At 61.2% G+C, this 25,949-nt stretch carries 21 protein-coding genes and 1 tRNA gene; 13 read left to right on the top strand and 9 right to left on the bottom strand.

The window, feature by feature from the left end; all coding sequences use genetic code 11:
• The first annotated feature begins 12 nt into the window (after positions 1-12).
• From CFB34_RS22315 to CFB34_RS22285, 7 genes are all read left to right on the top strand, one after another.
• Positions 13-759, top strand: coding sequence for a Nif3-like dinuclear metal center hexameric protein (locus CFB34_RS22315; protein WP_089439076.1), 747 nt, complete (start codon positions 13-15; stop codon positions 757-759).
• A gap of 218 nt (positions 760-977) precedes the next feature.
• Positions 978-1,598: a ubiquinol-cytochrome c reductase iron-sulfur subunit gene (petA, locus tag CFB34_RS22310; RefSeq protein ID WP_089439077.1), complete on the top strand. Its 621-nt coding sequence runs from the start codon at positions 978-980 to the stop codon at positions 1,596-1,598.
• Entirely contained in the window at positions 1,595-2,977 is a 1,383-nt protein-coding gene (locus CFB34_RS22305) for a cytochrome bc complex cytochrome b subunit (RefSeq protein ID WP_089439078.1), read from the top strand. Before petA ends, CFB34_RS22305 begins: the two co-directional genes overlap by 4 nt.
• A gap of 21 nt (positions 2,978-2,998) precedes the next feature.
• On the top strand, positions 2,999-3,757 hold the full coding sequence (locus CFB34_RS22300) for a cytochrome c1 (protein ID WP_089439079.1): 759 nt from the start codon (positions 2,999-3,001) through the stop codon (positions 3,755-3,757).
• A gap of 92 nt (positions 3,758-3,849) precedes the next feature.
• Positions 3,850-4,461, top strand: coding sequence for a glutathione S-transferase N-terminal domain-containing protein (locus tag CFB34_RS22295; protein ID WP_006400565.1), 612 nt, complete (start codon positions 3,850-3,852; stop codon positions 4,459-4,461).
• Positions 4,462-4,532: 71 nt separating this feature from the next.
• Positions 4,533-5,060 (top strand): ClpXP protease specificity-enhancing factor, encoded by a 528-nt coding sequence (locus tag CFB34_RS22290; RefSeq protein WP_089439080.1) that lies wholly within the window; start codon positions 4,533-4,535, stop codon positions 5,058-5,060.
• An 18-nt stretch (positions 5,061-5,078) separates the two neighbouring features.
• Positions 5,079-5,154, top strand: a tRNA-Thr gene (locus CFB34_RS22285).
• 311 nt (positions 5,155-5,465) lie between these two features.
• Here CFB34_RS22285 and CFB34_RS22280 read toward each other — a convergent pair.
• Positions 5,466-5,873, bottom strand: coding sequence for a DUF6573 family protein (locus CFB34_RS22280; protein ID WP_089439081.1), 408 nt, complete (start codon positions 5,871-5,873; stop codon positions 5,466-5,468).
• Positions 5,874-6,762: 889 nt separating this feature from the next.
• On the opposite strand from CFB34_RS22280, the gene CFB34_RS22275 reads away from it, so the two are divergent.
• Entirely contained in the window at positions 6,763-7,557 is a 795-nt protein-coding gene (locus CFB34_RS22275; protein WP_089439082.1) for a hypothetical protein, read from the top strand.
• An 860-nt stretch (positions 7,558-8,417) separates the two neighbouring features.
• Here CFB34_RS22275 and CFB34_RS22270 read toward each other — a convergent pair.
• From CFB34_RS22270 to CFB34_RS22260, 3 genes are all read right to left on the bottom strand, one after another.
• The gene (locus CFB34_RS22270; RefSeq protein WP_242808695.1) at positions 8,418-9,551 is read right to left on the bottom strand and encodes an AAA family ATPase; all 1,134 of its coding nucleotides are present in this window, start codon (positions 9,549-9,551) and stop codon (positions 8,418-8,420) included.
• The gene (locus CFB34_RS22265) at positions 9,548-9,763 is read right to left on the bottom strand and encodes a hypothetical protein (protein ID WP_059949872.1); all 216 of its coding nucleotides are present in this window, start codon (positions 9,761-9,763) and stop codon (positions 9,548-9,550) included. The genes CFB34_RS22270 and CFB34_RS22265 overlap by 4 nt, the downstream gene beginning before the upstream one ends.
• Positions 9,764-9,882: 119 nt before the next feature.
• On the bottom strand, positions 9,883-10,827 hold the full coding sequence (locus CFB34_RS22260) for a hypothetical protein (RefSeq protein ID WP_089439083.1): 945 nt from the start codon (positions 10,825-10,827) through the stop codon (positions 9,883-9,885).
• A gap of 231 nt (positions 10,828-11,058) precedes the next feature.
• Between CFB34_RS22260 and CFB34_RS22255 the strand changes: the two genes are divergently transcribed.
• The 5 genes from CFB34_RS22255 (at position 11,059) to CFB34_RS22235 (ending at position 19,284) form a co-directional block, all read left to right on the top strand.
• A complete protein-coding gene (locus CFB34_RS22255) occupies positions 11,059-12,645 on the top strand; it encodes a class I SAM-dependent DNA methyltransferase (RefSeq protein ID WP_089439084.1) in 1,587 nt (528 codons plus the stop codon).
• Positions 12,635-13,963, top strand: coding sequence for a restriction endonuclease subunit S (locus CFB34_RS22250; RefSeq protein WP_089439085.1), 1,329 nt, complete (start codon positions 12,635-12,637; stop codon positions 13,961-13,963). The genes CFB34_RS22255 and CFB34_RS22250 overlap by 11 nt, the downstream gene beginning before the upstream one ends.
• Complete coding sequence (locus CFB34_RS22245; RefSeq protein WP_089439086.1) at positions 13,960-17,091, top strand: type I restriction endonuclease subunit R; 3,132 nt, start codon at positions 13,960-13,962, stop codon at positions 17,089-17,091. The genes CFB34_RS22250 and CFB34_RS22245 overlap by 4 nt, the downstream gene beginning before the upstream one ends.
• Positions 17,092-17,206: 115 nt before the next feature.
• A complete protein-coding gene (locus CFB34_RS22240; RefSeq protein ID WP_089439087.1) occupies positions 17,207-18,295 on the top strand; it encodes a nucleoid-associated protein in 1,089 nt (362 codons plus the stop codon).
• Positions 18,292-19,284 (top strand): hypothetical protein, encoded by a 993-nt coding sequence (locus CFB34_RS22235; RefSeq protein ID WP_089439088.1) that lies wholly within the window; start codon positions 18,292-18,294, stop codon positions 19,282-19,284. Before CFB34_RS22240 ends, CFB34_RS22235 begins: the two co-directional genes overlap by 4 nt.
• A 133-nt stretch (positions 19,285-19,417) precedes the next feature.
• On the opposite strand, the gene CFB34_RS22230 is transcribed toward CFB34_RS22235, so the two are convergent.
• The 5 genes from CFB34_RS22230 to istA form a co-directional block, all read right to left on the bottom strand.
• Positions 19,418-20,803, bottom strand: coding sequence for an integrase family protein (locus CFB34_RS22230; RefSeq protein ID WP_089439150.1), 1,386 nt, complete (start codon positions 20,801-20,803; stop codon positions 19,418-19,420).
• Between the two features lie 329 nt (positions 20,804-21,132).
• Positions 21,133-21,867 carry a LytTR family DNA-binding domain-containing protein gene (locus tag CFB34_RS22225; protein WP_089439089.1) on the bottom strand — a complete coding sequence of 245 codons (735 nt, stop codon included), beginning with the start codon at positions 21,865-21,867 and terminating at the stop codon, positions 21,133-21,135.
• 1 nt (position 21,868) lies between these two features.
• The gene (locus tag CFB34_RS22220; protein ID WP_242808694.1) at positions 21,869-23,095 is read right to left on the bottom strand and encodes a histidine kinase; all 1,227 of its coding nucleotides are present in this window, start codon (positions 23,093-23,095) and stop codon (positions 21,869-21,871) included.
• A gap of 220 nt (positions 23,096-23,315) precedes the next feature.
• Positions 23,316-24,104 carry an IS21-like element ISBmu1 family helper ATPase IstB gene (istB, locus tag CFB34_RS22215; RefSeq protein WP_012213993.1) on the bottom strand — a complete coding sequence of 263 codons (789 nt, stop codon included), beginning with the start codon at positions 24,102-24,104 and terminating at the stop codon, positions 23,316-23,318.
• 4 nt (positions 24,105-24,108) lie between these two features.
• Positions 24,109-25,620: an IS21 family transposase gene (gene istA, locus CFB34_RS22210; protein WP_027809980.1), complete on the bottom strand. Its 1,512-nt coding sequence runs from the start codon at positions 25,618-25,620 to the stop codon at positions 24,109-24,111.
• Between the last annotated feature and the right edge of the window lie 329 nt (positions 25,621-25,949).

Here is a 25,949-nt window from a genome sequence, read left to right as displayed (position 1 = left end):
TTAGAGGTTTATATGGATCGGATCGAACTTGAATTGTACTTGAACAATACCCTTGAAACCGCGCGCTTCAAGGACTATTGCCCGAATGGCCTCCAGGTCGAGGGGCGTCGCAAGATCGACAAGATCGCGACCGGCGTGACGGCGTCGGTCGCGTTTCTCGAAGCCGCGCTCGAATGGGGGGCAGATGCCGTGCTGGTCCATCACGGCTATTTCTGGCGCAACGAGCCGCCGCAGATCACGGGCCGCAGGTACCAGCGCCTGAAGCTGCTGCTCGCGAACGACCTGAACCTGTTCGCGTTCCATCTGCCGCTCGACGCGCATCCCGAATTCGGCAACAACGCGCAGCTCGGCGACCGGCTCGGCCTGATCGGCGAGCAGCGGTTCGGCGAAGGCGACCTCGGCTGGATGGCCACGCTGCCGATGCCCGTCACGCTCGAGCATTTCGTCGCGAAGGTCGAGCGCACGCTTGGCCGCACGCCGCTCGTACTCGGCGATCCGGACATGCAGCTGCGCCGCATCGCGTGGTGCACGGGCGCCGCGCAAAGCTATTTCGACGCGGCGATCGACGCCGGCGCGGACGTGTTCCTGACCGGCGAGGTGTCCGAATACGTGACGCATACGGCGGCCGAGAGCGGTGTCGCGTTCGTTGCGGCAGGGCACCATGCGACCGAGCGCTACGGAATCCAGGCACTTGGCGCCCACTTGTCCGAAGAATTCGATATCGAACACCTTTTTATCGATATCCATAACCCGGTCTGAATACCGGATTTGCGGCAGCGCATCGAAATTTCTCAATGTAGCAAGTGCTTAAAAGCGAAATGATTTAATCGCTCCGATAGTGGGGGAAAACCCTTAACTATCAATCACTTCGAAGGGATTTTCATCTCCGGGCCTTGTAAATGGCGACTCCATTCGCGCAAACTAGCGGCGGAATGAAAAGTCGTGACGGAAAATCCAACTCAGAAGTGGGGCGTGTGATGCGAGACAAGGAAGAGAAACGCGTCGACAGCGGCCGCCGTACCTGGCTGATTGCGACATCCGTAGCAGGTGGCGTGGGAGGCGTAGCCACCGTCATACCTTTCGCGGCGTCGCTTGCGCCGTCCGCGAAAGCGAAAGCGGCCGGTGCACCGGTCGAAGTCGACATCAGCGGGCTGAAGCCTGGTGAAATGGTCACGGTGCCGTGGCGCGGCAAGCCGGTGTGGATCCTGAACCGCACCGACGCAATGCTCGCCGATGTGGTCAAGGCCGACAAGGAAGTGGCCGATCCGGCCACCGAAAAGCCTTATACGATGCCGTTGCCCGCGTATTGCGCGAACGAATATCGCGCGCGGGCCGATCGCAAGAACATTCTCGTCGTGATGGCCGTGTGTACGCACCTCGGCTGCACGCCAAGCCAACGCTTCACGCCGGGTCCGCAGCCGAACCTGCCGGACGACTGGCCGGGCGGTTTCCTCTGCCCGTGCCATGGTTCGACCTACGACCTCGCCGGCCGTGTGTTCAAGAACAAACCGGCGCCTCAGAATCTCGACATCCCGCCCTACATGTTCACGTCGGCAACGACCCTCGTGATCGGCAAGGACGAGAAAGGAGAAGCGTGATGGCCGACAACAAGGAAGTCTCCACGACAGGTCTCACCGGCTGGATCGATCAGCGCTTTCCGCTCACGTCCACCTGGAAGAAGCACGTTTCCGAGTACTACGCGCCGAAGAACTTCAACTTCTGGTACTTCTTCGGCTCCCTCGCGCTGCTGGTGCTGGTCAACCAGATCGTCACCGGCATCTTCCTGACGATGAACTACAAGCCCGACTCGACGCTCGCGTTCGCGTCGGTCGAGTACATCATGCGCGAGGTGCCGTGGGGCTGGCTGATCCGCTACATGCACTCCACGGGCGCGTCGATGTTCTTCGTGGTCGTCTACCTGCACATGTTCCGCGGGCTGCTCTACGGGTCGTACCGCAAGCCGCGCGAGCTGGTGTGGATCTTCGGCTGCGCGATCTTCCTGTGCCTGATGGCCGAGGCGTTCTTCGGCTACCTGCTGCCGTGGGGCCAGATGTCGTTCTGGGGCGCGCAGGTGATCGTGAACCTGTTCTCGGCGATCCCGTTCGTCGGCCCGGACCTGTCGCTGTGGATTCGCGGCGACTACGTCGTGTCGGACGTCACGCTGAACCGTTTCTTCGCGTTCCATGTGATTGCGATTCCGCTCGTGCTGGTCGGCCTCGTGATCGCGCACCTCGTCGCGCTGCACGAAGTGGGCTCGAACAACCCGGACGGCATCGAGATCAAGGCGAAGAAGGACGAGAACGGTATTCCGCTCGACGGCATCCCGTTCCACCCGTACTACTCGGTGCACGATTTCCTCGGCGTGTGCGTGTTCCTGATGGTATTCGCGCTGATCGTGTTCTTCTCGCCGGAGATGGGCGGCTACTTCCTCGAGGCGAACAACTTCGTCCCGGCGAACCCGCTGCAGACGCCGCCCGAGATCGCGCCGGTCTGGTACTTCACCGCGTTCTACGCGATGCTGCGCGCGACCACCGACCCGTTCAAGATCGTGCTGATGATCGTGATCGCGCTGCTCGGCGTGCTCGCGCTGATCCGCGCGCGCGGCAAGTGGAAGGTCGGCCTGCCGGTGCTGGCCGCGGCGATCGTCGTGTTCATGTACCTGACGGAGTCGAAGTTCTGGGGCGTCGTCGTGATGGGTTCCGCGGTGGTCTCGCTGTTCTTCCTGCCGTGGCTAGACCGCAGCCCGGTGAAGTCGATCCGCTACCGGCCGCTGTTCCACAAGGTGTTCCTGGGGATCTTCGTCGTGGCGTTCCTGACCCTCGGGTTCCTCGGCACGCGGCCGCCATCGCCGGCTTCGACGCTGATCGCGCAGGCCTGTGCGCTGATCTACTTCGCGTTCTTCCTCGGCATGCCCGTCTGGACGCCGCTTGGCACGTTCAAGCAGCCGCCGGAGCGGGTGCGCTTCAAGCCCCATTAACGTGAGCGAGGAGAGAACGACATGAAGAAACTGCTTTCGACACTCGCGCTGATCGGGGCGATCGCGTGTGCGCTGCTGGTGGCGCCGGCGGTTCGGGCGGAAGGTAATTTTCCGCTCGACCGGGCGCCCGATAACACGGAAAATCTCGTTTCGCTTCAGCACGGCGCGCAATTGTTTGTAAACTATTGCCTGAACTGCCACAGCGCGAACCTGATGCGCTACAACCGTCTGACGGATCTGGGCATATCCCAGAAGGAGATCGAAAAGAATCTCCTGTTCACGACCGACAAGGTCGGCAACACGATGTCCGTTGCGATGCGGCCCGAAGACGCGAAGAACTGGCTCGGCACCTCGCCGCCCGACCTGTCGGTCGAGGAGCGTGCGCGCGGCCGCGACTGGCTGTATACGTATCTGCGGAGCTTCTACCGCGACGATACACGGCCGAGCGGCTGGAACAACGCGGTGTTCGAGAACGTCGGCATGCCTCATGTACTGTGGCAACTGCAGGGGCAGCGCACCGCCAAATTCGAAGACAAGACGGACGAGGAGACGGGCGAGAAGGTCCATACGCTCGTCGGCTTCCAGCAGGTCACACCGGGGACACTGTCCGCGGTGGATTATGATTCTGCGGTTGCCGACCTGGTGGCGTACATGACCTGGATGTCCGAGCCGGCTCAGCAGACCCGCAAACGCCTCGGCGTATGGGTGCTGATCTTTCTCGGTGTCCTGACTTTCCTGGCCTGGCGGCTCAATGCCGCGTACTGGAAAGATATCAAGTAATCACGCCTGACCGGCGTGGGGCCGGCGCAAGGTGGAACCCCGGAAGGGGTTCGCCGCGTGCCGGCCCTCGGCTTTTTTGAGGAAACGCAAACATGATGGTTCTGTATTCCGGCACAACTTGCCCGTTCTCCCAGCGTTGCCGGCTGGTGCTGTTCGAGAAGGGCATGGACTTCGAAATCCGTGACGTCGACCTGTTCAACAAGCCGGAAGACATTTCGGTGATGAACCCGTACGGTCAGGTGCCGATCCTGGTCGAGCGCGACCTGATCCTGTACGAATCGAACATCATCAACGAGTACATCGACGAGCGCTTCCCGCATCCGCAGCTGATGCCGGCCGACCCCGTGCAGCGCGCACGTGCACGCCTGTTCCTGCTCAACTTCGAGAAGGAGCTGTTCGTCCACGTCAGCACGCTCGAGAACGAGAAGGGCAAGGCAGCGGAGAAGAACCACGAGAAGGCACGCCTTGCGATCCGCGATCGCCTGACGCAGCTCGCGCCGATCTTCGTGAAGAACAAGTACATGCTCGGCGAGGAATTCTCGATGCTCGACGTCGCGATCGCGCCGCTGCTGTGGCGTCTGGATCACTACGGCATCGAGCTGTCGAAGAACGCGGCGCCGCTGATGAAGTACGCCGAGCGGATCTTCAGCCGTCCGGCCTACATCGAAGCACTGACGCCGTCCGAAAAGGTCATGCGTCGTTGATGGTGCAATGAGTGCATGACGGAGAGGGCGGCGCGGCGTGCCGCGCCCCCGCTCCGGGTTCGAGGATTGTGATGCAAGAGATTTCAACGAAGCCTTATCTGCTGCGCGCGTTGTACGAGTGGTGCACCGATAACGGTTACACGCCGCATATCGCGGTGAGGGTCGACAACTCGACGCGCGTACCGCGTCAGTTCGTGCGTGACGGCGAGATCGTGCTCAACATCAGCTTCGAGGCGACGAGCCAGTTGCAGATGGGCAACGAGTGGATCGAGTTCACGGCCCGGTTCTCCGGGAAGGCGCACAAGATCGAGATTCCGGTTGCCAACGTGCTCGCGATCTATGCGCGCGAGAACGGGCAGGGCATGGCGTTCCAGGTCGATGCGGTCGCGGGTGAAGGCGCGGATTCGGGTGCGTTCGATGATGAAGCGGCGCAGACGGATGAGGCGCAGCGCGACGAATCGCCTGCGGTGTTGACGCCGGTGGCCGACAGCGGCGCGAACGAGGAGCCCTCCGAAGGCGCCGACGAACCGCCGAAAACCGACGGCGATGGCGACGGTTCAAAAGGTGGCAGCAGACCTCGCCTCAAGATCGTGAAATGAGGTAGAATCTCGCGCTACGCCGGCTTAGCTCATCTGGTAGAGCAGTTGATTTGTAATCATCAGGTGGCGGGTTCGAGTCCTGCAGCCGGCACCAATAAAATCAAGGGGTTACGTGAGTTTTCGCGTAACCCCTTGTTCGTTTATGCGATTCATGTAACCGCCGTGTAACCGGATTGCTTCAATCCGGGTCAACGTCGTTTCGGTTACATGACGTCCCAGAAGGGCGCTGACCAAGGCTGGCGCGAGTCGAGCCGCGTGCCGTATGGGTTCCCTGCAACGTCTACGCCAGAGTAATCGTCGCCGGTCATCGGCAAGCCGGTTGCTGGGTTGATGTGATAAGTCATAGCGCTCTCCTTGTTGAGCGGTTGGAAAACGCCCCGCCGTCATCGGCGAGGCAGCGGAAACTCAGTCTTCGTTGGGCATGAGAATCGTGATAGTTGGCTCGGCGTTGTCGCCGGGGCCGATGTGCAGGTTCAGCACGACGGGGCGAGGCTGCGTAATACGGCCGTCGCGCGGAACGCGGTTCAGCTCAAACGCGATACGCTGTGCGCCATGTGCGCGTTTTGCCGCCAGGGCACCCATCCACAGAACATCCCAAAGCCGACCGCTTTCACCTCTTCCGCTGTCAGCGTCGGTCCATGCCACGCAATCCGCCCATACCGCTGATGTCAGCGCAACCGGGACACGAAAACCGGCTTCTCGCGCCATAGCGCTTACATCGACCAGCACGCCATCAGCAATCGCCTGAGCGCGGGTGTAACTCGAAATCGTTTTGCCGAAAACGTCGTTGGGGTTGTGTGTGTTGTCTTGCATGGTGTTCGCCTCTCAAAAGCTGACCGGGTTCCTGATGCAGAGCCCCCGAACCGTTCCCGGTGCCGGCGTGGGGTGGCGTTTTGCCTGCCGCCGTTCTTCCCTCTGCTTCGCCCTGGTGCACTGCGACGACAGGCAACAGGGACGACGTGCAAGGTCACGTCCGGAAGCCGCAGTCCGAAGGAACCGGGTGAGGAGCGTGCGCGCAGCGTTCAACCTTGTACGGCGGCACGCCTGGCGTACAGTCATCCGCTTGGGCTAAGCAGCAGGGAAGAACGGCGGCAGGCAGCCGTCGCGACAGCACCGGCGTCGCGGGCGAACGGGGCCAGTGGACACGCGCGCCCGCGACCCCTGCACGCGCAGCGTGCGTGACCCGCAAGCCGAAGGTGCGCAGTGGTCGGCCAATGGGCCGGCTACGTAGGGGAGCCGCATCGCGTAGCGATGTGGGGCAAGGCGTCCAGCCGCAGCACACGCAATTGCACTCGCGCCCACGCGGGTCAAGTGCGTGCTTGGGGGAGCCGAATCATTGCTGCGCGTCCCAACGTGCAGAGGGCACCCCAGTGACCGGTAATGATTTGGGGGCGAAGCCCCGCCCCACGCTGCGCGCGGGCAAGGTAGTCAGGTCATCGACCGTAGGCCACCAGCCGGAGTCGGCGGAGCGTCCAGCGCAGACGGATGAGTACCTTGCCCGCGCGCAGCGTGGGGCGCTGGTTTTAAGGACACGGCGGGCGTCCAGCCCGACGAATCCCCGTGCAGCCGTGCAGGCTGAGTAAGGGGATGGTGGCCTTGCCGCGAAAGCGGCTTCGTTCCCCCTGTATGACCTCGGGCATACAGGGGCACATACGGGCGGTCACGCGCTATACGGATATGTCGAAACCATCGGAGACATACCGTGACAGCGCAGGACGGCCGGATTACAGCCAGCCAGAACGAGGTGCGCGTGCTTCGCGCGTTGAACCGCTTCGGCTGGCTGCCGACGAAATCGCTTGCGGTGCTGCTCTGGCAGCCCTGGCTGCGCAAGCCGGCAGGCGAGCCGGACATGCGGCCACTCATGCCGACCGCTACCGCCCGGCTGATGGCACAACGCACACTGCGCCGGCTGTATGAGGCGCATCAGGTGCTGCGGGCGCGCGCACCTGATGGCAGCCTGATTTACGCGCTGGCAGAAGCCGGCGTGCGCCGGCTCGCGCAGCTCGGCGTGCCAGCGTCCAGCGGCAAGGACTTGGTACGGCGCTTCAGTGCGGCGCAGTTCCGCCATCGCAGCATTGCGAACGACGTTGCGCTCGCCAGCATCGTGGCCGGATTCCGCGTCTCGACCGAACGCGAAATCGCGGTCGGGAAATGGCTCGGTGGCGAGCAGGGCATTGCAGACAAGAAACCCGATGTGCTGCTACAGTCCGATGGACAAGTCTGGTGGGTCGAGGTCGAGAAATCGCGCCGCAACAAGACTGACCAGGCGAAGCTGCACGCCTTCCTGAACGCATTCCATGACGATGCGAATCGGACAGACGGGTCGGTACTACTCGGCGGGCCGCGCTGGGCGAAAGTCATCTTCATCTGTACGTCGGCATTCCGTATTCGCCTCGTGCGCGAACTGGAGAAATCCGGCTGGTCGGCGGAATCGGTAAAACGGCTGATTGTCTTTGTCGATGACACGTACCATTTCACGGACATCGCATTTCAGTGAAATAACGTTCTATTGCTGTTATTTTATAAAACGCGGCTGACCAGGAAAAGGCACATAGGGTCTATCGCTCGGGCCATCGTCCCGCGGTGCCCGATTTTTATCGGCGGGCTCAGAATGGGAAAAGGCCAGGAGGAATCTGGCCTTTTTTGAAAACCGCCTATGGGCGGAGAACTGCTTTTGCTTAGGTGTTGCTACTGCCAATGCTGCTTTTTTTAGAAACCGCCTGAGTCGGCGGAGGACATCAGGTATTGCTCGCGTGCCTTGCACCGGACAATCTTGATGCAGGTTTCATGCTTTTGGAAACCGCCTACATCGGTGGAAAACAAATCAACAGAAATTAAGTTGATGAAAACATAATAAATCATTGGGTGTGTGGCGTCAATGGGTGAAGCGATAATTAATCGTCATGCCGACCTCGTTAAATTTGTATTTTTATAATAAGCTGCCGTAAATTTATTTTTTGGAATTTTATCTGCGGATATACGCAACATCGTCGATTGACGTGCTATACGGTCATGTGGGAATCACGTTTCAGTTATACACCAGGTCGCCACAAATCGGCGGTCTGGGCGCAGGTATCCACGCCAGACTAGCCAGCCTGTGCGTGCAGTAGATGACCCTTTCTGTCCGTCACTCAAACGGGCCATGCGATGCGCGCGTACACGCGCTGATGGCTATCGCACGTAACCAGGCATCACGGGTCAGCAGTTGCAGGGGAGAGGTGCACATACACGCGAGGGCCAAACGTATAGAGGCCACGTGGCGATGTCGCTGCGACAGCCGCCCAGTCCGGTCAATTGCCGGCTGGGTGGTTGTTTTCACGTGTTGAGCGCGTGAAGCTTGTTGGCCATATTGGCCATCTATTCCATGCTGGACACGTTGGCCATGTTGGCCGACTCGGGCAGGCTCCAGTACCACTTGCCGTCCTTGCCCTTGTACTTTTCGACGTTCATGGCGTCCGACGCGCGCCGCAGGGTACGCAGTGCGATGCCGGCACTTTCTGCCTCTGCTTCGACGGTCTTGGCCGGAAGGTCGCCACCGTTGAGCAGGTTGCTCAGGAATTCTCGTGCGGAATTGGCCGCGCTGCCTCCGCGCGCACCGTCGCCTCCCTTGCTGGCGAGCAGGTCATGTGCTGAGCCGGTGAGCGCTTCACCCCATGCGATACCTGACGACGGAATACCAGGCTTGGGTTCAAACTGCTCGATTTGATACTCGAAACCATCGCCATCAGGTCCGATGTTCGATTTGGCGCGTGCGAAAACACGAACGTCTTCGCAGCCCTCGCGTTTCACCTTGGCTGCAATCATGACGACGCGTGCTACCGCAGTGAAAGCGACCGAGCCGTTGAGCCACAGCGCGGGATTGGTACCCTGCTTGCCCTTGTTGAAGTGCGTGATGCCGAGCAGTGCAGCACCGATGCTCATAGCCAGTTCGACGACGGGTTGCAGCGCGCGACGAGTTTCCGTGTTCTTGTGACTGTCACCCGACACGGCGGACACGATGGGGTCGAGAATTATCAGCCGGACGTTGCCGATTTTCTCGCACGTTTCCTTGAGCACAGACATATCTTGGGCTGGGTCGAAGGGACGCACCTTGCCCTCGACACGGGTAGCCGTGACGAAATGGACTCGGTTCAGGTCTGCGCCAGCAGACATCAGACGGGGTGCCAGCGTGTCTTGCGGGTCGTCTTCGCCCGACCAGATGAGGACGTTGCCCGACTCTGCCACGGTACCATCGGGCCATTCTCCGGCGCGCGAAACAATCGCGGCCATGGACATGGCGAGAGTCGTTTTACCGGTGCCCGGTTCACCTGCCAGGAGGGACACCTTGCCTCGCGCCAGATAGCCATTCCAGAGCCACTTGACGGGCAGCGGGGACAGTGATGCAGCGCTGACGGTGAGTACCCCGTCGCTTACTCGGGTGGGAGCGTTTGCAGCGGCCAGCAGCGGATTCGTGTTTGCCGGGCGTTGTGCGATGGACGTGACGAGATTCATGCTGCCACCTCGCCCATGAGTTGTTGAACGGCATTGTTCGGCCACGCGAGGAAGCGATTCGGGAGCTTCGTCGGGCGCACGCCGTGATAGCTGCCGGTTTCCATATAGCGCTTGCGGATGGACTGCGGGCGCACGCACATCAGCGTGGCCAGTTCCTCGGTCGTGAGGAAGGGGCGGGCGGAAAACACTGCCGGGGATTGATTGACGTTCATCTGTATCACCTTTCGCCGTTCGGCGTTTCGTTAGGGTGATACGCATTAGATTTCCCCCTATACCGTCCCCCACAAGCGTCCCCCGCTCCCCCAAGTTGGGGGACGGGGCACGGGGAAGGCTACCGGGCGTCGGCGAGTTCCTTGTTACGTCTCAATCGCTCCCATGCCTTGTCGAACGTCGTGGAGCCTTGCCAGTTGAGCTTCTTGCGGACCTGGGCTTTGACGCCCGGTTGTCCGGCGGGGGATTTGGGCAGGTTCAGCGGGTCATGTCCGAACTCAGCCAGAACCCGCAGAATTTCCTGTTCCTGGAAAGCTTGCTGCTGTAACGGCCGGAGCGTGACACGCGGCTCAGATGGTCGGGCATCTTCTGCGTCCGCAGGCGCTTCGAGCGGCCATGCATAGCCATGCTGTTGGCACCAAGCGCTGATGTCGATGTGCGAGAGCATCTGCTTGCCGGAAATCGTCGTCACGGAAATGGCCGCACGTGCGATGGCATCTGACAGTGCAGTTTCCCATGTCGAGTACATGTCTTCGTACTTGGGCAGCATTAGCCTCGCGTCGCTTATGTGCGCCATGAGAATCTTTATCGCCCGGTCACACGATACCCAGGGCTGATGGTCGTAGGCCAGTACCCAGCCGGGAATGCGCGCGCCATTCTGAAAAACGCGTTCGTCGGTGCCGTCGTCGCCCGGAAGGGAAACGGCAATATCGTGGGAAGCCAGCAGCGGATAGATTTCCGATGTGTAGAAGACGAACTGCTCGAAGACCGGCTGTGCGTCATCGTTCGGCATCCCGTCATCGTCGAATAACGTGGCATGGTCCGCCACGAGCCCGAGCTGCTTCAACAGACGCGACCGAGTATCGCCGTCGAGAGGTAGCAGAATGCCGGACTCGTTCCGGCGTCGCAGGCGCTCAAGGCCTGCCGGCTCGCCTTTCAGAAAGGCAAGCAAGCAGTAGGCTGCACCGTCGATGTATGCCATTTCTGCTTGCTCGATTTGCTTCAATAGCTCCCACAGATTGACGAATTGGCCGCCATCGTTCAGGCGGTTTGTCAGGCTATACACATTTCCCTCACGTATCAGATTTCAACTTGACCAACGTGGCCAGCTTCGGGACGTTGGACAAGTTGGCCAACATGGCCCAATACCGTATATCGGCAGTCGTGGGGTTTTTGTGAAGTCGTGTTGGGGTTGACGCGTCAGATAGGAATATCGGCCGATTGCGGTGCGCCAAGCATGACGAGTCCCATCCGATGGGACTATTATCTTGGCCGAGACCATTATTCCGCTCTGTCCGTGAACCAAGACCTGAAGAAAACCCTCTGGGCCGCAGCCGACAAGCTGCGCTCGTCGATGGATGCCGCCGAGTACAAGCACATCGTGCTCGGCCTGATTTTCCTGAAGTACATCTCCGATGCGTTCGACGAACGCCGCGCGCAGCTCGCGGCGGCGTTCGGCAACCAGGAAGACGACCTGTATCTGCCCGATGCTGCCGACCATGCCGAAGCCCTGGAAGAACGCGACTACTACACGATGGCCAACGTGTTCTGGGTGCCGGCATCCGCGCGTTGGGAATCTATACGCGCGCAAGCCAAGCAGCCGGACATCGGCGTGAGGATTGATTCGGCGTTGGAAGCTATCGAGGCGGATAACAAGAGCCTCAAGGGCATTCTCGACAAGCGTTTCGGTCGCGCGCAGCTTGAACCAGGCAAGCTTGGCGAATTGGTGGACTTGATTTCGACGGTCGGTTTCGGCGAAGGCCACCACGCAAAGGACCTGCTCGGCGAGGTGTACGAATACTTCCTTGGCCAGTTTGCGACGGCGGAAGGCAAGAAAGGGGGACAGTTTTATACGCCGGCCTCGGTTGTGCGCGTGCTGGTCGAAGTGCTGGCTCCGCACGAGGGGCGCGTGTATGACCCCTGCTGCGGTTCGGGCGGGATGTTCGTGCAGTCCGAGAAATTCATCGAGTCGCACGGCGGCAAGGCGGACGACATCAGCATCTACGGCCAGGAAGCCAACCCGACCACCTGGCGGCTGGTGGCGATGAACCTGGCGATTCGCGGTTTCGCGGCCGACCTCGGCAAGGAGCCGGCCGATACCTTCCATCGCGACCAGCACCCCGACTTGCGCGCCGACTACGTGCTCGCCAATCCGCCATTCAATATCAGCGATTGGGGCGGCGAGCGGCTGGCCGACGACCGACGCTGGGCGTATGGCGTGCCGCCGGCCGGCAACGCGAACTATGCGTGGCTGCAACATATCCTGCATCACTTGAGTCCGCGCGGGCAGGCGGGCGTGGTGCTGGCCAACGGCAGCATGTCCAGCTCGCAGAACGGCGAAGGCGAGATTCGCCGCGCTATGGTCGAGGCCGGCGTGGTCGACGTAATGGTCGCGTTGCCGCCGCAGCTTTTCTTCAATACGCAGATTCCGGCGTGCCTGTGGTTCCTCGCGAAGGACAAAAGCGGGACGCCGGTTCCTGGAGGCAAGCCGAGCCGCGACCGGCGCGGCGAAGTGCTGTTCATTGACGCGCGCAAGCTCGGGCGGATGGAATCGCGCGTGTTACGCGTGTTCGATGACGAGGACATTGCGCGCATTGCTTTGACCGTGCACCGCTGGCGCGCGGATGGCGAGGACGGGGCTGACGCGCCATATGCCGATGTGCCTGGCTTCTGTCGTTCGGTGCCGGCGGCCGAGGTTGCCGAGCACGGATATGTACTCACGCCTGGCCGCTATGTCGGCGCGGAGGAAGCCGAAGACGACGACGAGGCGTTCGGCGAGAAGATGGAACGTCTGACTGCGGAGCTTGCCGAGCAGATGGCGAAAGGAGCGGAACTGGATGTGGTGATTCGCGAGAAACTGGCGGGGCTTGGATATGCAGTATGAATATCGCCCTTTTGGTGAGTTGCTTTCATGCCCATCCAAGAATGGGCTGACTAGGCCAAAAAAGGTCCGTGGCTCCGGCTTGCCAATGGTCAATATGGGGGAGCTTTTTGCGAACCCTCGAATTTTCGACATCGACATGGACCTTGTGCCGGTGTCTGAAAAGGAAAAGGATTTTCTGCTGAAGTCCGGTGATTTGCTGTTTGCTCGCCAGTCTTTGGTCCGAGATGGCGCAGGCCAATGTTCTATTTTTCTCGGTAACAAGCAACCCACCGTGTTCGAATCGCATTTGATTCGATGCCGACTCAATCCAGATGAGGCGGTTCCTGAATTCTATTTCTACTACTTCCGCTCTCCCGAAGGTCGGGTGGTAATGGATGCTATCGTCGAGCAAGGAGCTGGTGCTGCGGGCATTCGTGGCTCGGATTTGATTCGCTTATCGGTACCCGTCCCTTCCTTGACGCATCAGCGAGAAGTCGCGATTTTACTTCGTCTCCTCGACGACCGCATCGACCTCCTGCGCCAAACTAACGCCACGCTAGAAGCCATCGCCCAAGCTCTGTTCAAAAGCTGGTTCATTGACTTCGACCCGGTTCGAGCAAAAGCCGAGGGTCGTGTGCCGGAAGGCATGGACGCCGATACCGCTGCGCTGTTTCCCGACTCGTTCGAGGATTCTGCGGTGGGAGAGATTCCGGCAGGTTGGACTTATTGTCAAGCACAGGAGCTATTCAATATTGGAATTGGCAAGACACCGCCCCGGAAGGAGTCTCAATGGTTCTCGGTGGATAGCAGAGATGTACGCTGGCTATCCATCAAGGATATGGGCGACGAAGGCATATTCGCTTCAAAAACGTCCGAATATCTGACGGCGGATGCCATTTCTCGGTTCAATGTGCGAGTTGCGCCAACTCATACAGTGCTGATGAGTTTCAAGTTAACTGTGGGGCGACTGACGATTACCGACGGGTCTATGGCAACTAACGAGGCCATTGCTCACTTCACGGCTAATGAGTCATCCCCGCCGTTCACGTTCACATATTGTTATCTCAAGAATTTCGATTATAAAAGCCTTGGCAGCACCTCTTCTATTGCTGAGGCTACGAACTCAAAAGTCATCAAAGCGCTGCCTGTGCTGACTCCCACAGCAACTCTAGTTGAAGTGTTTCACAAGCGCGTTGCAGAAATGTTCGAACGAATTCTTGAAAATAAGCGGCAAGCGATGGCACTGACAGAACTGCGCGACACGCTGCTACCCCGCCTAGTCACCGGCAAACTCCGTCTCCCCGAAGCCGAGGCGCAAATGAACGAGGCACTGGCATGAGCGTCATCAGCGAGGATGCAGTCGAACAGGCCATGCTTAGCTTGCTGGCCGACCTCGGCTGGCAAACCGCTCACGGCCCCGACATTTCCCCGCCCGACAGCAAGACGCCCGGCACCGAACGCGACACGTACCGCGATGTCGTCCTGCGTCATCGCCTGGCTGCTGCCGTTGCGAAGCTCAACCCTCATATCCCGCCCGCCGCGCGCGACGACGCGCTGCGCCATGTGCTGAACCCGAACGTCCCCGGTCTCGTCAACGCCAATCGCCAGCTCTACCGCTGGCTGGTCGATGGCGTGCCGGTCGAGTTCCAAAAGGACGGCGAGACGCGCGGCGACCGCGTGCGCCTGGCCGATTTCTCCGACGTGGCCGCGAACGACTGGCTGGCCGTCAACCAGTTCAGCATCCAAGGCGCGAAGAAAACCCGCCGTCCCGATGTCGTGCTGTTCCTCAACGGTCTGCCGATAGTCGTGGTCGAACTGAAGAACCCCGGCGACCAGAATGCCGACATCTGGGGCGCATGGAATCAGCTTCAGGCTTACCAGGAAGACATTCCCGACCTGTTCCACGCCAACGCGATACAGGTCATCTCGGACGGCACCACGGCCCGCATGGGTTCGCTCACGTCGAGCAAGGAACGCTTCTTGGCCTGGCGCACCATCGACGGCCGCGAAACCGACCCGCTCGGCACGATGCGCGAACTCGAAACGCTCACGCATGGCCTGTTCCGCCGCGATTACCTGCTCGACTACCTGCACCACTTCATCCTGTTCGAGGACGAAGGCACGCTCGTCAAGAAGATTGCTGCGTACCACCAGTTCCACGCCGTGCGCGCCGTGGTCGATAGCGTGCTGCACGCCTCGGCCCCCGGCGGCTCGCGCAAGGGCGGCGTCGTCTGGCACACGCAGGGCGCGGGCAAGAGTATCGAAATGACCTGCCTGGCCGGCGCGCTGATGGCCAGCGCGGAGATGCAGAACCCGACGCTGCTGGTCGTCACCGACCGCAACGACCTCGACAACCAGCTTTTCGGCGTGTTCGCCGGAGCCAGCGAACTACTGCGCGAAACGCCCGTGCAGGCCGATACGCGCACCGAACTGCGCCGTCTGCTCGCCAACCGCCCGTCCGGCGGCATCGTTTTCACGACCATTCAGAAGTTCACGCCCGGCGAGGACGAGGACACGTTTCCGGTGCTTTCCGAACGGCACAACATCGTCGTCATCTGCGACGAGGCACACCGCAGCCAGTACGGTTTCGATGCGCGCCTGACGAACGCCGGCAAGGACGGCACCTCATCGGCCAGTTCGGCCGTGCGCTACGGCTATGCGCAGTACCTGCGCGATGCGCTGCCAGGTGCCACCTTCGTGGCGTTCACCGGCACGCCGGTTTCGCTCGACGACCGCGACACGCGTGCCGTGTTCGGTGATTACGTGCATGTGTACGACATCGAGCAGGCCGTGAAGGACGGCGCGACGGTGCCGATTTACTACGAAAGCCGCCTGGCTGCGCTGGAACTGAAAGAGGCCGACACCGACGACCTCGACGACCAGGTGGACGAACTGACCGAAGACGAGGCCAACGACGAATCGAAGGTCGCCACGCTGCGCCGATGGGCTGCGCTGGAGAAGATTGTCGGTGCGCCGCCGCGCGTCCAGAAAATCGCTGCCGACATCGTGGCCCACTTCGAGAACCGCCTGGCCGCGCTGGACGGCAAGGCGATGGTGGTCGCGATGAGCCGCGACATCTGCGTGCACCTGTATAACGCTATCGTCGCGCTGCGCCCCGAGTGGCATAGCGACGACCCGATGCAGGGCGTCATCAAAGTCGTGATGACCGGCTCGGCGTCTGACAAGGCGTTGCTCAAGCCGCACATCTACCCGAAGGACATCCGCAAGAAACTCGAACTTCGCTACAAGGACACGTCCGACCCGTTCAAGCTCGTTATCGTGCGCGATATGTGGCTCACGGGCTTCGATGCGCCGTGCATGCACACTATGTACATCGACAAGCCGATGAAGGGCCATAACCTGATGCAGGCCATCGCACGCGTTAACCGGGTCTTCAAAGACAAGCCGGGCGGCCTGGTGGTCGATTACATCGGCATTGCGAACGAGCTGAAAGCGGCACTGGCGACTTACACACAGGCCAACGGACGCGGCCGGCCGACCATCGACGCGCGCGAAGCACTGGCCGTGTTGATGGAAAAGATGGACGTGCTGCACGACCTGCTGTACGGCGTCGATTACGCGGGGTTCCGCACGCAGGCATGGCAACTGTTGCCGGCCGTAGCCGACCACGTGCTCGGACAGAAGGACGGCAAGAAACGCTTTGCGGATGCCGTCCTGGCTGCGGGCCAAGCGTTCGCGCTCTGCTGCACGCTCGATGCCGCACTCCAATACCGCGACGAGCTGGCCTTCCTTCAGGCGGTCAAGGCCGCCATCGCCAAGAGCGAGAACGTCAACAAAACTCTGACCAACGAGCAGAAGGAGCACGCGCTGCGGCAAATCATCAGCAGCGTGGTGGTCAGCGACGAGGTTATCGACATCTTCTCGGCCGCAGGCTTGAAGCGCCCGGACATCGGCGTGCTGTCCGAAGCCTTTCTCGATGACGTGCGGCACATGAAGCAGCGCAACCTGGCAGTCGAGCTGCTGGAGCGTCTGCTGAAAGACCAAATCAAGTCGCGCTTCAAGACCAACGTGGTGCAGAGCGCGAAGTTCTCGGAACTGTTGCAGCAGAGCCTGACGCGTTACAACAATCGAACGGTGCAGACTTCGCAGGTCATCGAGGAGCTTATCGAGATGGCCAAGGCTTTCCAGGAAGCTGCCGAGCGCGGCGAGCGCTTGGGGCTGAACAGCGACGAGATGGCCTTTTACGATGCGCTGGCAACCAACGAGGCAGCGGTGCGCGAACTCGGCGACGATACGCTCAAGAAAATCGCGGTCGAGCTGGTCGTGAAGCTGCGCGGCTCGGTGACGGTCGATTGGGCGAAACGCGAAACCGTGCGCGCGAAGCTGCGCGTGATGGTCAAGACATTGCTTAAGCGCTACAAGTATCCGCCCGACCGACAGGAGGAAGCGACGGATACGGTGTTGTCACAGGCGGAAACGCTGTCGGCGGATTGGGTGGCAGTGTAGCAACCTGGCCATGTTGGCCAACTTGTCCATGCTGAAGATATGGCCAAGTTACAATAACCCGCGCTCTGGCGCTTAAATTCGCGCGGGGCCTCATAAATATAAGGCTGGAGGGTCGATGCAGCTTCTCAACCTCACGATTTCACGGGTCGTCTTGCATGAGGTTTTCAAGCGGGGGAATGACGGGAACAAGGTGCAACCCGAGTTTGGAGATGAACTCGAGGTGCTGGATGACGAAGCATCCGAGGCTCTTCGAGACCGCGTTGTAACGGCCATGACAAGCGCGACGCGGTGCGTCCAGATGTCCATCGTAAAAGCAAGCGCGGAAAGCCTTGTCCACCGCGCATCCGTAGCCCTTGATGCCGATGATGCAGGCTTCATTGCTGCGTCTCGGGGCATCGCTGATAAGCTCGCCGACGAACAAAAGAACCGAAATCTACCCGGTGGTGTAGTCGTCGTGTTCAGCGGTACTGCTGGTCATCCGGCGCGCCGATTGGTTGGCGTCATCAAAGCTGAAGTGCATAATGGGTTCATGCGGGAACGCGAAGCCGCGGGTGAGAAGCCGAAGCTCAAGTTCTTGAAGTCACTTATGCTGACCGCGCAGACCAAGCTCTATAAGGTCGGACTTTTCATGCAACCGCAGGAGCCGGCCGCAGGCGAATTTCCCGAGGGCTGGGACGCGTACATCTATGATGAAACCTTGACGGTGGCCAACCGTTACGGCGCAGCCAAGTACTTCTACGATGGATTTTTGGGGCTGGGTTTTCCCCAGTCTAGTGCACGTCAGACGCTACAATTCTTCGACTTGACGAAGGCTTTCATCCAGGCGGTGGACAAGCCCGAGGAAGAAAAAATCGTGCTGCATAACGCGCTCGTAACGTATTTGCGTGCGGACCAGACACCGACTGTCGGAATCGCTTCTTTCGCAGATGCGTATTTCGGAGACGCAGAGGCGCGCGACGCCTATCGCGCGTACATGGTCGAAAAAGGGTTTCCGGAAGTCGCCGTCAACAAGGACACGACCGAAGTCGCGTCGGCGATGAAATTGCGCCGACTCAATTTCGCTAGCCGCGTCCGTATCAGCGGTCCCGCCGACTCGTTCGACAAGCTGGTTACAGTGTCGCTAATCGACGGCGAAGCAAAGGAAGGCGTCACGCCGAAGTGGACGCAGGTAATCATCAAAGACCGAATCTCTACGCAAGAATGACCGAATCTGAATTCCTTGAACGATGGCACGCCGAGCGGAAGTCGTACGCCGCTTGGGGGCTATTCGTCAAGAATCAGATTATTGACGGTCTGCACGCGACGGTAGACCGCTTCGACGCGCACGCTTTTCTCAAGATTCCGCCGGAACCCCGAACGAAAACGGACGACTCCCTCATCGGCAAAGCTTTTCATCGAAACAAGCCGTATGCAGACCCGTACGTCAATATCGAGGATAAGGTTGGCGTTCGTTTCGTCGTTTTGCTTACCTCGGACATCAAGAAGATTCAGCACGTCATCGAGCAATCTACTAGGTGGACATGTAGTCTCGATAGGGACTACGAAGCAGAACGCGAAACCAGGCCACTGGAGTTCACGTATCAGTCGACGCACTATGTCCTGAAGGCTGCAGAAACATTTCGTACGGAATCCGACATAGAGATTCAGAAAGACACGCCATGCGAAGTGCAGATTCGGACACTACTGCAACATGCGCACAGCGAACTGACGCACGACAATATTTATAAGCGTGAGCCAGGGTCCGAAGTAGCCAAGACGGTGGAGCGGACTGTCGCAAAGAGCATGGCGCTGATTGAGGCGGTCGATGACTACTTTATCAGTGCTGTAGATGAACTTAATTCGGCAACCAAGGCCGAGCGTGAAGCGCTTGATACTTTGGCTACGGTCTACTCGGAGCACATCGGTTTTGCTCCTCAGACGGACCTAAGCAATCGGCTTGTATTGCAAGCATTTCGCCAGAACATGGGCGCAGACTTGCGCCAACGTCTGACGGAGCTGCTCGTTCAGAAACCGTTCATTGCCGAGCGGGTCCGAGGCCGCGCGGCGACGCATTATCTTTTCCGCCAACCGTGGATACTTCTGGCGTATCTTATGGCGGATTCCGCACCTGCCGTGACCGCCGAACGCTGGCCGCTGACGCCTGACGAGCTTAGACCGATTTACACTGACTTAGGGCGGGCGTTTCCAGCGTAAATCTAAGTGCTGCGAGCACGAAGCGAATCCAGAGTATTACTGAGACTACATTCAGTTGGAATGGTCACGTTGGCCAAGTTGGCCACGCTTTCTGCATGGCCAACTTTGGACCGCATCCTTCGAGGCATGGTCACTATAGCGCCGAAGAATCTTGCTGAACCTGTTCAGGCTTGAAGTCGATACCCGCTCGTTCGAGCATCCACGCTTCGATGCGTGTGTGCCAGTCGCGCAGTAAGTCGATGTGGCGGCGGCGGTAGTGTTTTTCTGCCAGGGCGCTGGGCTTGTGTCCTTGAATCTGGGCCACGACACCGGCGGGCACGTCTACCCATTCGGCCAGCGTGCCGAACGAGCGGCGTAGACCTTGCAGCGTCACATGCGGCAGGCCGGCCTCTTTAATGGCGGACTCATGTGCGAAGCGCGGCTCCTCGATGTGCCCGCTCTCCGATGCATCGCTTGGAAACACCCAGGGTGATGGCTGCCATGGCTGTCCAGCCTCTACCATTCTCTGAAGCTGCTTGACGCTCGGCGGCGTATCGTTGATTCGCTTCAGTTCGAGTAGTAGCGAGCGGAAATACGGCGTTAGCGGAATGGTGCGGGAGCCTTCGACTTTGTCGCGCAGCTTTATTTTGTTCCAGCGTAAATCGACGTTTTCCCAGCGCAGCTCGGCCAATTCCTCGCGGCGCGGGCCGGTGATGAGAAGGCCTTGTAGGTAAGCGGCGGCCACCGGGTTGGGAAGGGCACGCACCGCCTTAAACCAGACAGGCAGTTGTTCGCGTTCCAGGCAGTCGCCTTCCGGCGTTTTCACGCTTGGTAGCAGGGCCGTCACCTTCGGCGATGAATAGCAGTCGTTCGGCAGCAGTTTCTGGAATCTCGTTTGACCCTCGCACCAGCCCGCAAAGGCTTTGAACATGCGGTACGCATAAGCGATGCTGGTCGGCCGCTCGGTAACTTCGTCTTCCATCCACCCGGCAATCGCGTCGCCGGTCATGTCCGACAGCTTCATTGGCATAAGCGCATGCAGCGGGCCCTGGCTCGTCAGCCCCTTTCCTCGCTTCTTCTTCGCGCCACCGGGGGCGGCTAACTTACGGTGGTCCTCGATGTACTGAGCGCTGCGAAGGCGCTTCGTTTTCGGAGAGGGCTTCGCTTCAAGGTCGGCCACGTAAGCTGTCCAGGCGTCAGCGAACGTTACGTCCTGGCGCTCGGCTTCGGCCTTTCGTGCGGCTAGGGCAGCGCGCTGGTCGGCGGCTTCCTCACGGGGGTCTTTGCCGGCGTCAATCAGCCGTTGCAGGCGGCGGGCTTCATCACGTACATCGTCAATGCCCCAATCCTTTGGCGAGCCGATTGTGACGCGCACCGTTGTGCCGTTCAGCTTACCCTGAAAAATGTAAGACAGTGTGCCCGCAGCCGTGGCACGAAGGCCGAGGCCGGATGCACTGCTGTCCCACAAAAACGCCTGGGATTTGCCAGCAGGGCAGCTATGTCCCTTGACCCTTCCCACCGTGAAATTGACCTTGGCCACCGTCGACATCCTATGGAAGAGTTACACGGACATCCATGTAACCGCTGTGTAACCGGATTTTGTAGTTTTAAAGCGATTCGTGTCAACGCGGATAAACGAGTTGATTCGGTGTGTAGCCCGTATCTACTGGGTTTCGGCGATTTTCGGAATTCGAGTCAACGCCGAGAAATATACCATCTTGATGATTTGTAATCATCAGGTGGCGGGTTCGAGTCCTGCAGCCGGCACCACATTGAACGAAGGGCTACGAGATCTTGTCTCGTAGCCCTTCGTCGCTTTCAGGCCAGTTTCCAGCGGGGCTGCTGAACAGGCATTCCCCCCGATCTGCATCACATCTGCCTGAACAACCCCGCATACGCCCGACTGACCGGCAGCATCTCTCGCTGCCCGTGCACGCGGATCCGCAACCGTCCCAACAGATCGCGCTCGACACGATCGATCGCTGCGTACGCAACGATCACGCCGCGATGCACCTGCGCGAACCGCTCGGGATCGAGCCGCTGCATCAGTTCCTTCAGCGGCGTGCGAATCACGAGCCGTTCGCTGGCCGTCACGATTTCCGTGTACTTCTCCGAAGCCTGAAAGTACAGCACGTCGTCGACCGAGACGAGCCGCGTCGCATCCTTCATGCCTACCGTCAGCCAGCGGATCGGCGCCGCGTTCCGCGCTTGAGCCGCCTGCGCGAGCGCATCGCCCTGCGCAAGCGCAGGCCCGCCGCGCTGCAGCTTCGCGATACAGCGCAGCAGCCGCTCGTCCGTCACCGGCTTCAGCAGATAGTCGACCGCCGCACGTTCGAACGCGTCGACCGCGTATTCGTCGTAGGCCGTGACGAACACGACATGCACGTCGGGCGCGAGTGCCGCGAGCTTCAGCCCGTCGATGCCGGGCATCCGGATGTCGAGAAACGCGATGTCCGGGCGCGGCGACGCGTTCAGCGCAGCCAGCGTTTCGATGCCGTTGCGCGGCATCGCGACGATATCCAGTTCGGGCCAGAGCTGATCCAGCCGCTGTGCGAGGGAGGCGGACAGGTTCGGTTCGTCGTCGGCGATGAGAGCGGTCGGCATGTCAGTCGATCGGAATCAGCAGGGTTGCGGTGACGCCATGCGCGGCGGCGGCGTTCGTCTCGACGGAGACGCGGCCGCGCTCGCCGTGCAGCGTCCGGATGCGCGCGGCGACGTTGGCAAGGCCGACGCCGCCATGCAGGCGCGTGTCGCCTTTGCCGAGGCCGACGCCCGTATCGATCACGTTCAGTTCCAGGCTGTCGCCGCGCATCCTGCCGCGAATCACGATCACGCCGCCGTCGATCGACGGCTCGATCCCGTGCAGCAGCGCATTCTCGACGAGCGGTTGCAGCAGCAGCGGCGAGAACGGCAGCGCGTGCAGATCCGCGGGCACGTCGATCGCATACGACAGCCGTTCGCCGAGCCGGATCGACGCGATCTTCAACAACGCGTCGACGAGCTCGAGCTCCTCGCCGAGCGTCGACGTCGCATCGCGCGTGCGTCGCAGGCTCGCACGCAGGTAGCGGTTCAGGCTGTCGAGCATCGTCGACGCGCGCGCCGGATCGCGCTCGATCAGGCTCTGCACGTTCGCGAGCGTATTGAACAGGAAGTGCGGCTCGATCTGCGCCTGCAGCAGCGCCAGGCGCGCGGCCGTCTCGGCCTGGCGCGCCTCGGCGGCTTCGCGGCGCTCGGTCTCGAGCGTCGCGCGCATGCGCATCGACTGCAGGAACAGCGACACGCACACAAACAGGATCGCCGAGATGAGAAACGACGGCCCGTAGTTGTCCCACGTGCCGATGCGGGCGCGCCCGAACACGTGCGGCACGTTTCCGCTGATGATCGCTGCCGTGATCTCGAAACCGATGAGCACGCTGGCCGGTGCGATCACGATAGCCTTGAGCGCGAGCCCCGGCTTGCGCGGCAGGAGCCAGTCGGCGGCGTGACTGAGCAGCAGCGCGCAGAAACCGATCGCGTTGGCGACGACGAGGTCGGGCAACAGCGGTTCCCGGAAATGAAGCGCCCAGAAACCCAGGCCGACGACCGAGTTGAAGCACGCGAAGGCGAGCAGTGCGGCCGGATCGCGCAGCAATCGCGGCGCCGCGCCGGCGGGTGACTGCGAAAGCGGCGAAGGGTCGGACGTGGCTCGCATGGTGTCGGGTGAGGAGGGCGCGCGATGCGCGGATGGTCTTGACCTTACTGCCGGGCGGGCCGGCTGCGCACGCATTGCGACGAACGGTGCGCGGCCGCGACGAAGCGCGTCGGCTGCCGACGGTTGGCCGGTTTCCGTCACGAGTGTAGTGGAAGGGGCTGCGGAAGGACACTGGGCGCGGCCGGCGTCGTGTCGAGCATGAAGCGCCGGCCGGCTCGTCAAAGGCCGGCCTGTTGGTTCGGAAGTTGCCGGCCTCCGGATGCGTGGGTGCACCGGTGTCGCGGGGCGGCGTAAAGGAGCCGGGGATGGGCGGCGTAATGGCGCCAGCAGAACCGGGGGTAAAACGCGGATTCGAACGGTTTCAAGGTTGCGGTTTTTTGCCGTTTTTGGCAACTGCATTTTGAGGGGGATCTGGCATCGGTTTCGGGGTGCGGTAACTGTCGCCCTCGAGGACGAGCCGGTAGGCGCCGTGGCGTAGTCGGTCGAGTGTGGCGGTGCCGAGGATGCGGTTGTCGGGGAACGCGGCGCCCCATTCACCGAAGTCGAGATTCGACGTCAGGATGGTCGCCGCGTGCTCGTAGCGGGCCGCGACGAGATCGTGGAAGTCCTCGTCCTGCGGGGTACGTAGCGGTTTGAGCGCGAAGTCATCGACGATCAGCAGCGGCACCCGGGCGTACTGCTGGAACTTGCGGTCATAGGCGCCGGTGGCGCGCGCGGCGTTCAATCGCTTGAGCAGCTCGGTCTGCGAGATGAACAGCACATCGCGGCCTTGGCGGGCGGCGCAGTGGCCCAGCGCCTGGGCCAAGTGGCTTTTGCCGGTGCCGGTTGGACCGGCGATCAGGATCGCGACCTTCTCGTCGAGATACCGGCCTGTCGCGAGATCATGAACGTGTGAGCGGTTCAACGTAGGCAGCCGGTCGAAGTCGAACGTCTCGAGCGTCTTGCCCATCGCGAAGCCGGCGCGCAGCAGACGGGTGCCGAGCTTCTTGTGTTCGCGACGGGCAACCTCGTCGTGCAGCAGCATGGCAAGGAACTCGGTATAGGCGAGCTGCCCGTCGATCGCCTGACGGTTGCGCTGCTCAAGCGAGTCGAGGATGCCGGACAGGCGCAGCTGTTTGAGGATGGAATTCAATTCGGGACTCGGGTTCATGGTGTCAGTGGATCAGCAGGGATTGGAGATCACGGCCGAAGCGGCCGCCGTTCTGGTAAGCGCCAGTCGGGGCCGACGCGGGACGCGGCACCGGTTCGCTGTCCAGGCCTTTGTCGAGGATGCCCTTGATGGTGCTGTACTTCGCGCTGCTGAACGCGAGCGCACGCTCGCAGGCTGCTTCCAGCCTCTGATCGCCGACTTTCTGTCGCAGCCGGATGATCCCCTGCGCGCCGCGCAGGTTGACGAGCACCTTGTCGTTGAACAGCGCGAGGATCACGCCGTGGCACGACGGCCCGATCTCCTTCGCGCGCGCCAGACACCACTGCGGATCGTGCTCGAGCCAGGCCTGCGCTTCGGGCGGCTGGTGATCTCGCACCGTGTGGCGACCGCCGGCCCGCTGCCGCGGATGGGTTGCGACGAGTTCATGCCGATGGAACAGCTGGATGACCGTATCGGTCGCCTTCAGCCAGAGCGACTTGCCGACGAGCGTGAACGGTGCAGAGTACAGCGCGTGCTTGTAGACGACGTGGCCGTCGCGATGGACCGCCACCTCCTTCCAGACCGACAGTACCGGCGGCACGTCCGGCAATGCAGCGAGCAACGGGCGCTCGACGCCGAAGCGCGTCAGCGGCCGTTCGTGGACGGTGCCGTGGATACGAGTGCCGGCCTGCTGCATCACCCATTCGCGCAGTTGCCGGTTGGCGTCGGCCAGATCCCGGAACTCGCGCAGCGGCACGAAGGACTTCTTGACGTATTTGACGCCCGATTCGACGACGCCCTTCTTCTGGGGATCGTGCGGCGGACAGGCGTCGATCCGGAATCCATATCCCTCGGCAAGCGCGGCGTACGAGCGTTGCACCGCCGGCTCGTATCGACACGCCCGGATGATCGCGCACTTCGCGTTATCGATGATGACCCGGTCGGGACAGCCGCCGAACCATTCGAAGGCGCGCCGGTGGCTGGCGAGCCACGTCTCGACGGTCTGGTCCAGCACGATCTCGGCATACTGGTGGCGCGACCAGCACAACGTCATCACGAAGATCCACGTCCGGACCGCAATGCCCTCGACCGTCAGCACGGGTCCCGCGCCGAAGTCGACCTGCGCGGCGTCGGCCGGTGCGAAGTCGAGGATCGTTGTGGTGGCCACGCTGCGCTCGGCAGCCAGATGGCGCAGCATGCGCTTCACGGCACAATAGCTGCCGGCGTAGCCATGATTGCGTTGAAGGGCGGCATGGATCGTGGTGCCCTGAACGCCGGCGGCAAGCCATTCGCGGACCTGTTCGCGATATGGCTCAACCGTCGACACACAGGTGTGCGGCAGGTGCGGCGTGCGCCCGAAGACACCCGCGATCGTAGCGTCGTCCGGCAGCGGCTGCACCGGATCCAGCCAACTACGCGCTTCAGCCTCGCGGCGCACGGTCGTCAGCTTCTTGCGCCCCATCAAACCGCCGCGCGCGATGTCGCGGTCAGAATCGCCTTGCCGCATGCGGACAAGGACTTGGCGGTATTCAAACAATTCGAACCTCCTGTTGGCCATGGACGCTCCGTTCAAAAAGAACGGAGCGTACCGACTCGGAAAGTTCGAACCGCGTTCTCGCCCTGATGCTGCTGGCGCCTATGCGCCGCCCCTAACGTGGCGCCATTACGCCGCCCTTGGACTGGCGCCTATGTGCCGCCCCTCAAGTGGCGCCCTTATGCCGACCCCGCATTGGCTCCATAGCGCCGCCCCGTGACAACCGGTCTGCCCGATCAGCCGAACGATCATCGCCGCGACGCGCCACTCGTCCGGGAATTCCGGCCGCCCGTCGCAAACCCCGCCGCCTGTCGGAATCGCGCAGTACGGTG

The organism is Burkholderia sp. HI4860, assembly GCF_002223045.2.
Lineage (GTDB): Bacteria > Pseudomonadota > Gammaproteobacteria > Burkholderiales > Burkholderiaceae > Burkholderia.
Note: the sequence above shows the minus strand (reverse complement) of the source record. Positions and strands in the feature narration are given on the sequence as shown.

Excerpts from the sequence above, each read along its gene's own strand:
- CFB34_RS22315 (WP_089439076.1), top strand. The coding sequence starts at position 13 with ATGGATCGGATCGAACTTGAATTGTACTTGAACAATACCCTTGAAACC.
- CFB34_RS22250 (WP_089439085.1), top strand. The coding sequence starts at position 12,635 with ATGCAGTATGAATATCGCCCTTTTGGTGAGTTGCTTTCATGCCCATCC.
- CFB34_RS22225 (WP_089439089.1), bottom strand. The coding sequence starts at position 21,867 with ATGCCGACCGCTCTCATCGCCGACGACGAACCGAACCTGTCCGCCTCC.
- CFB34_RS22270 (WP_242808695.1), bottom strand. The coding sequence starts at position 9,551 with ATGAATCTCGTCACGTCCATCGCACAACGCCCGGCAAACACGAATCCG.
- istB (WP_012213993.1), bottom strand. The coding sequence starts at position 24,104 with ATGAACCCGAGTCCCGAATTGAATTCCATCCTCAAACAGCTGCGCCTG.
- CFB34_RS22280 (WP_089439081.1), bottom strand. The coding sequence starts at position 5,873 with ATGCAAGACAACACACACAACCCCAACGACGTTTTCGGCAAAACGATT.
- CFB34_RS22265 (WP_059949872.1), bottom strand. The coding sequence starts at position 9,763 with ATGAACGTCAATCAATCCCCGGCAGTGTTTTCCGCCCGCCCCTTCCTC.
- CFB34_RS22290 (WP_089439080.1), top strand. The coding sequence starts at position 4,533 with ATGCAAGAGATTTCAACGAAGCCTTATCTGCTGCGCGCGTTGTACGAG.
- CFB34_RS22300 (WP_089439079.1), top strand. The coding sequence starts at position 2,999 with ATGAAGAAACTGCTTTCGACACTCGCGCTGATCGGGGCGATCGCGTGT.
- CFB34_RS22295 (WP_006400565.1), top strand. The coding sequence starts at position 3,850 with ATGATGGTTCTGTATTCCGGCACAACTTGCCCGTTCTCCCAGCGTTGC.
- CFB34_RS22240 (WP_089439087.1), top strand. The coding sequence starts at position 17,207 with ATGCAGCTTCTCAACCTCACGATTTCACGGGTCGTCTTGCATGAGGTT.
- CFB34_RS22235 (WP_089439088.1), top strand. The coding sequence starts at position 18,292 with ATGACCGAATCTGAATTCCTTGAACGATGGCACGCCGAGCGGAAGTCG.
- CFB34_RS22245 (WP_089439086.1), top strand. The coding sequence starts at position 13,960 with ATGAGCGTCATCAGCGAGGATGCAGTCGAACAGGCCATGCTTAGCTTG.
- petA (WP_089439077.1), top strand. The coding sequence starts at position 978 with ATGCGAGACAAGGAAGAGAAACGCGTCGACAGCGGCCGCCGTACCTGG.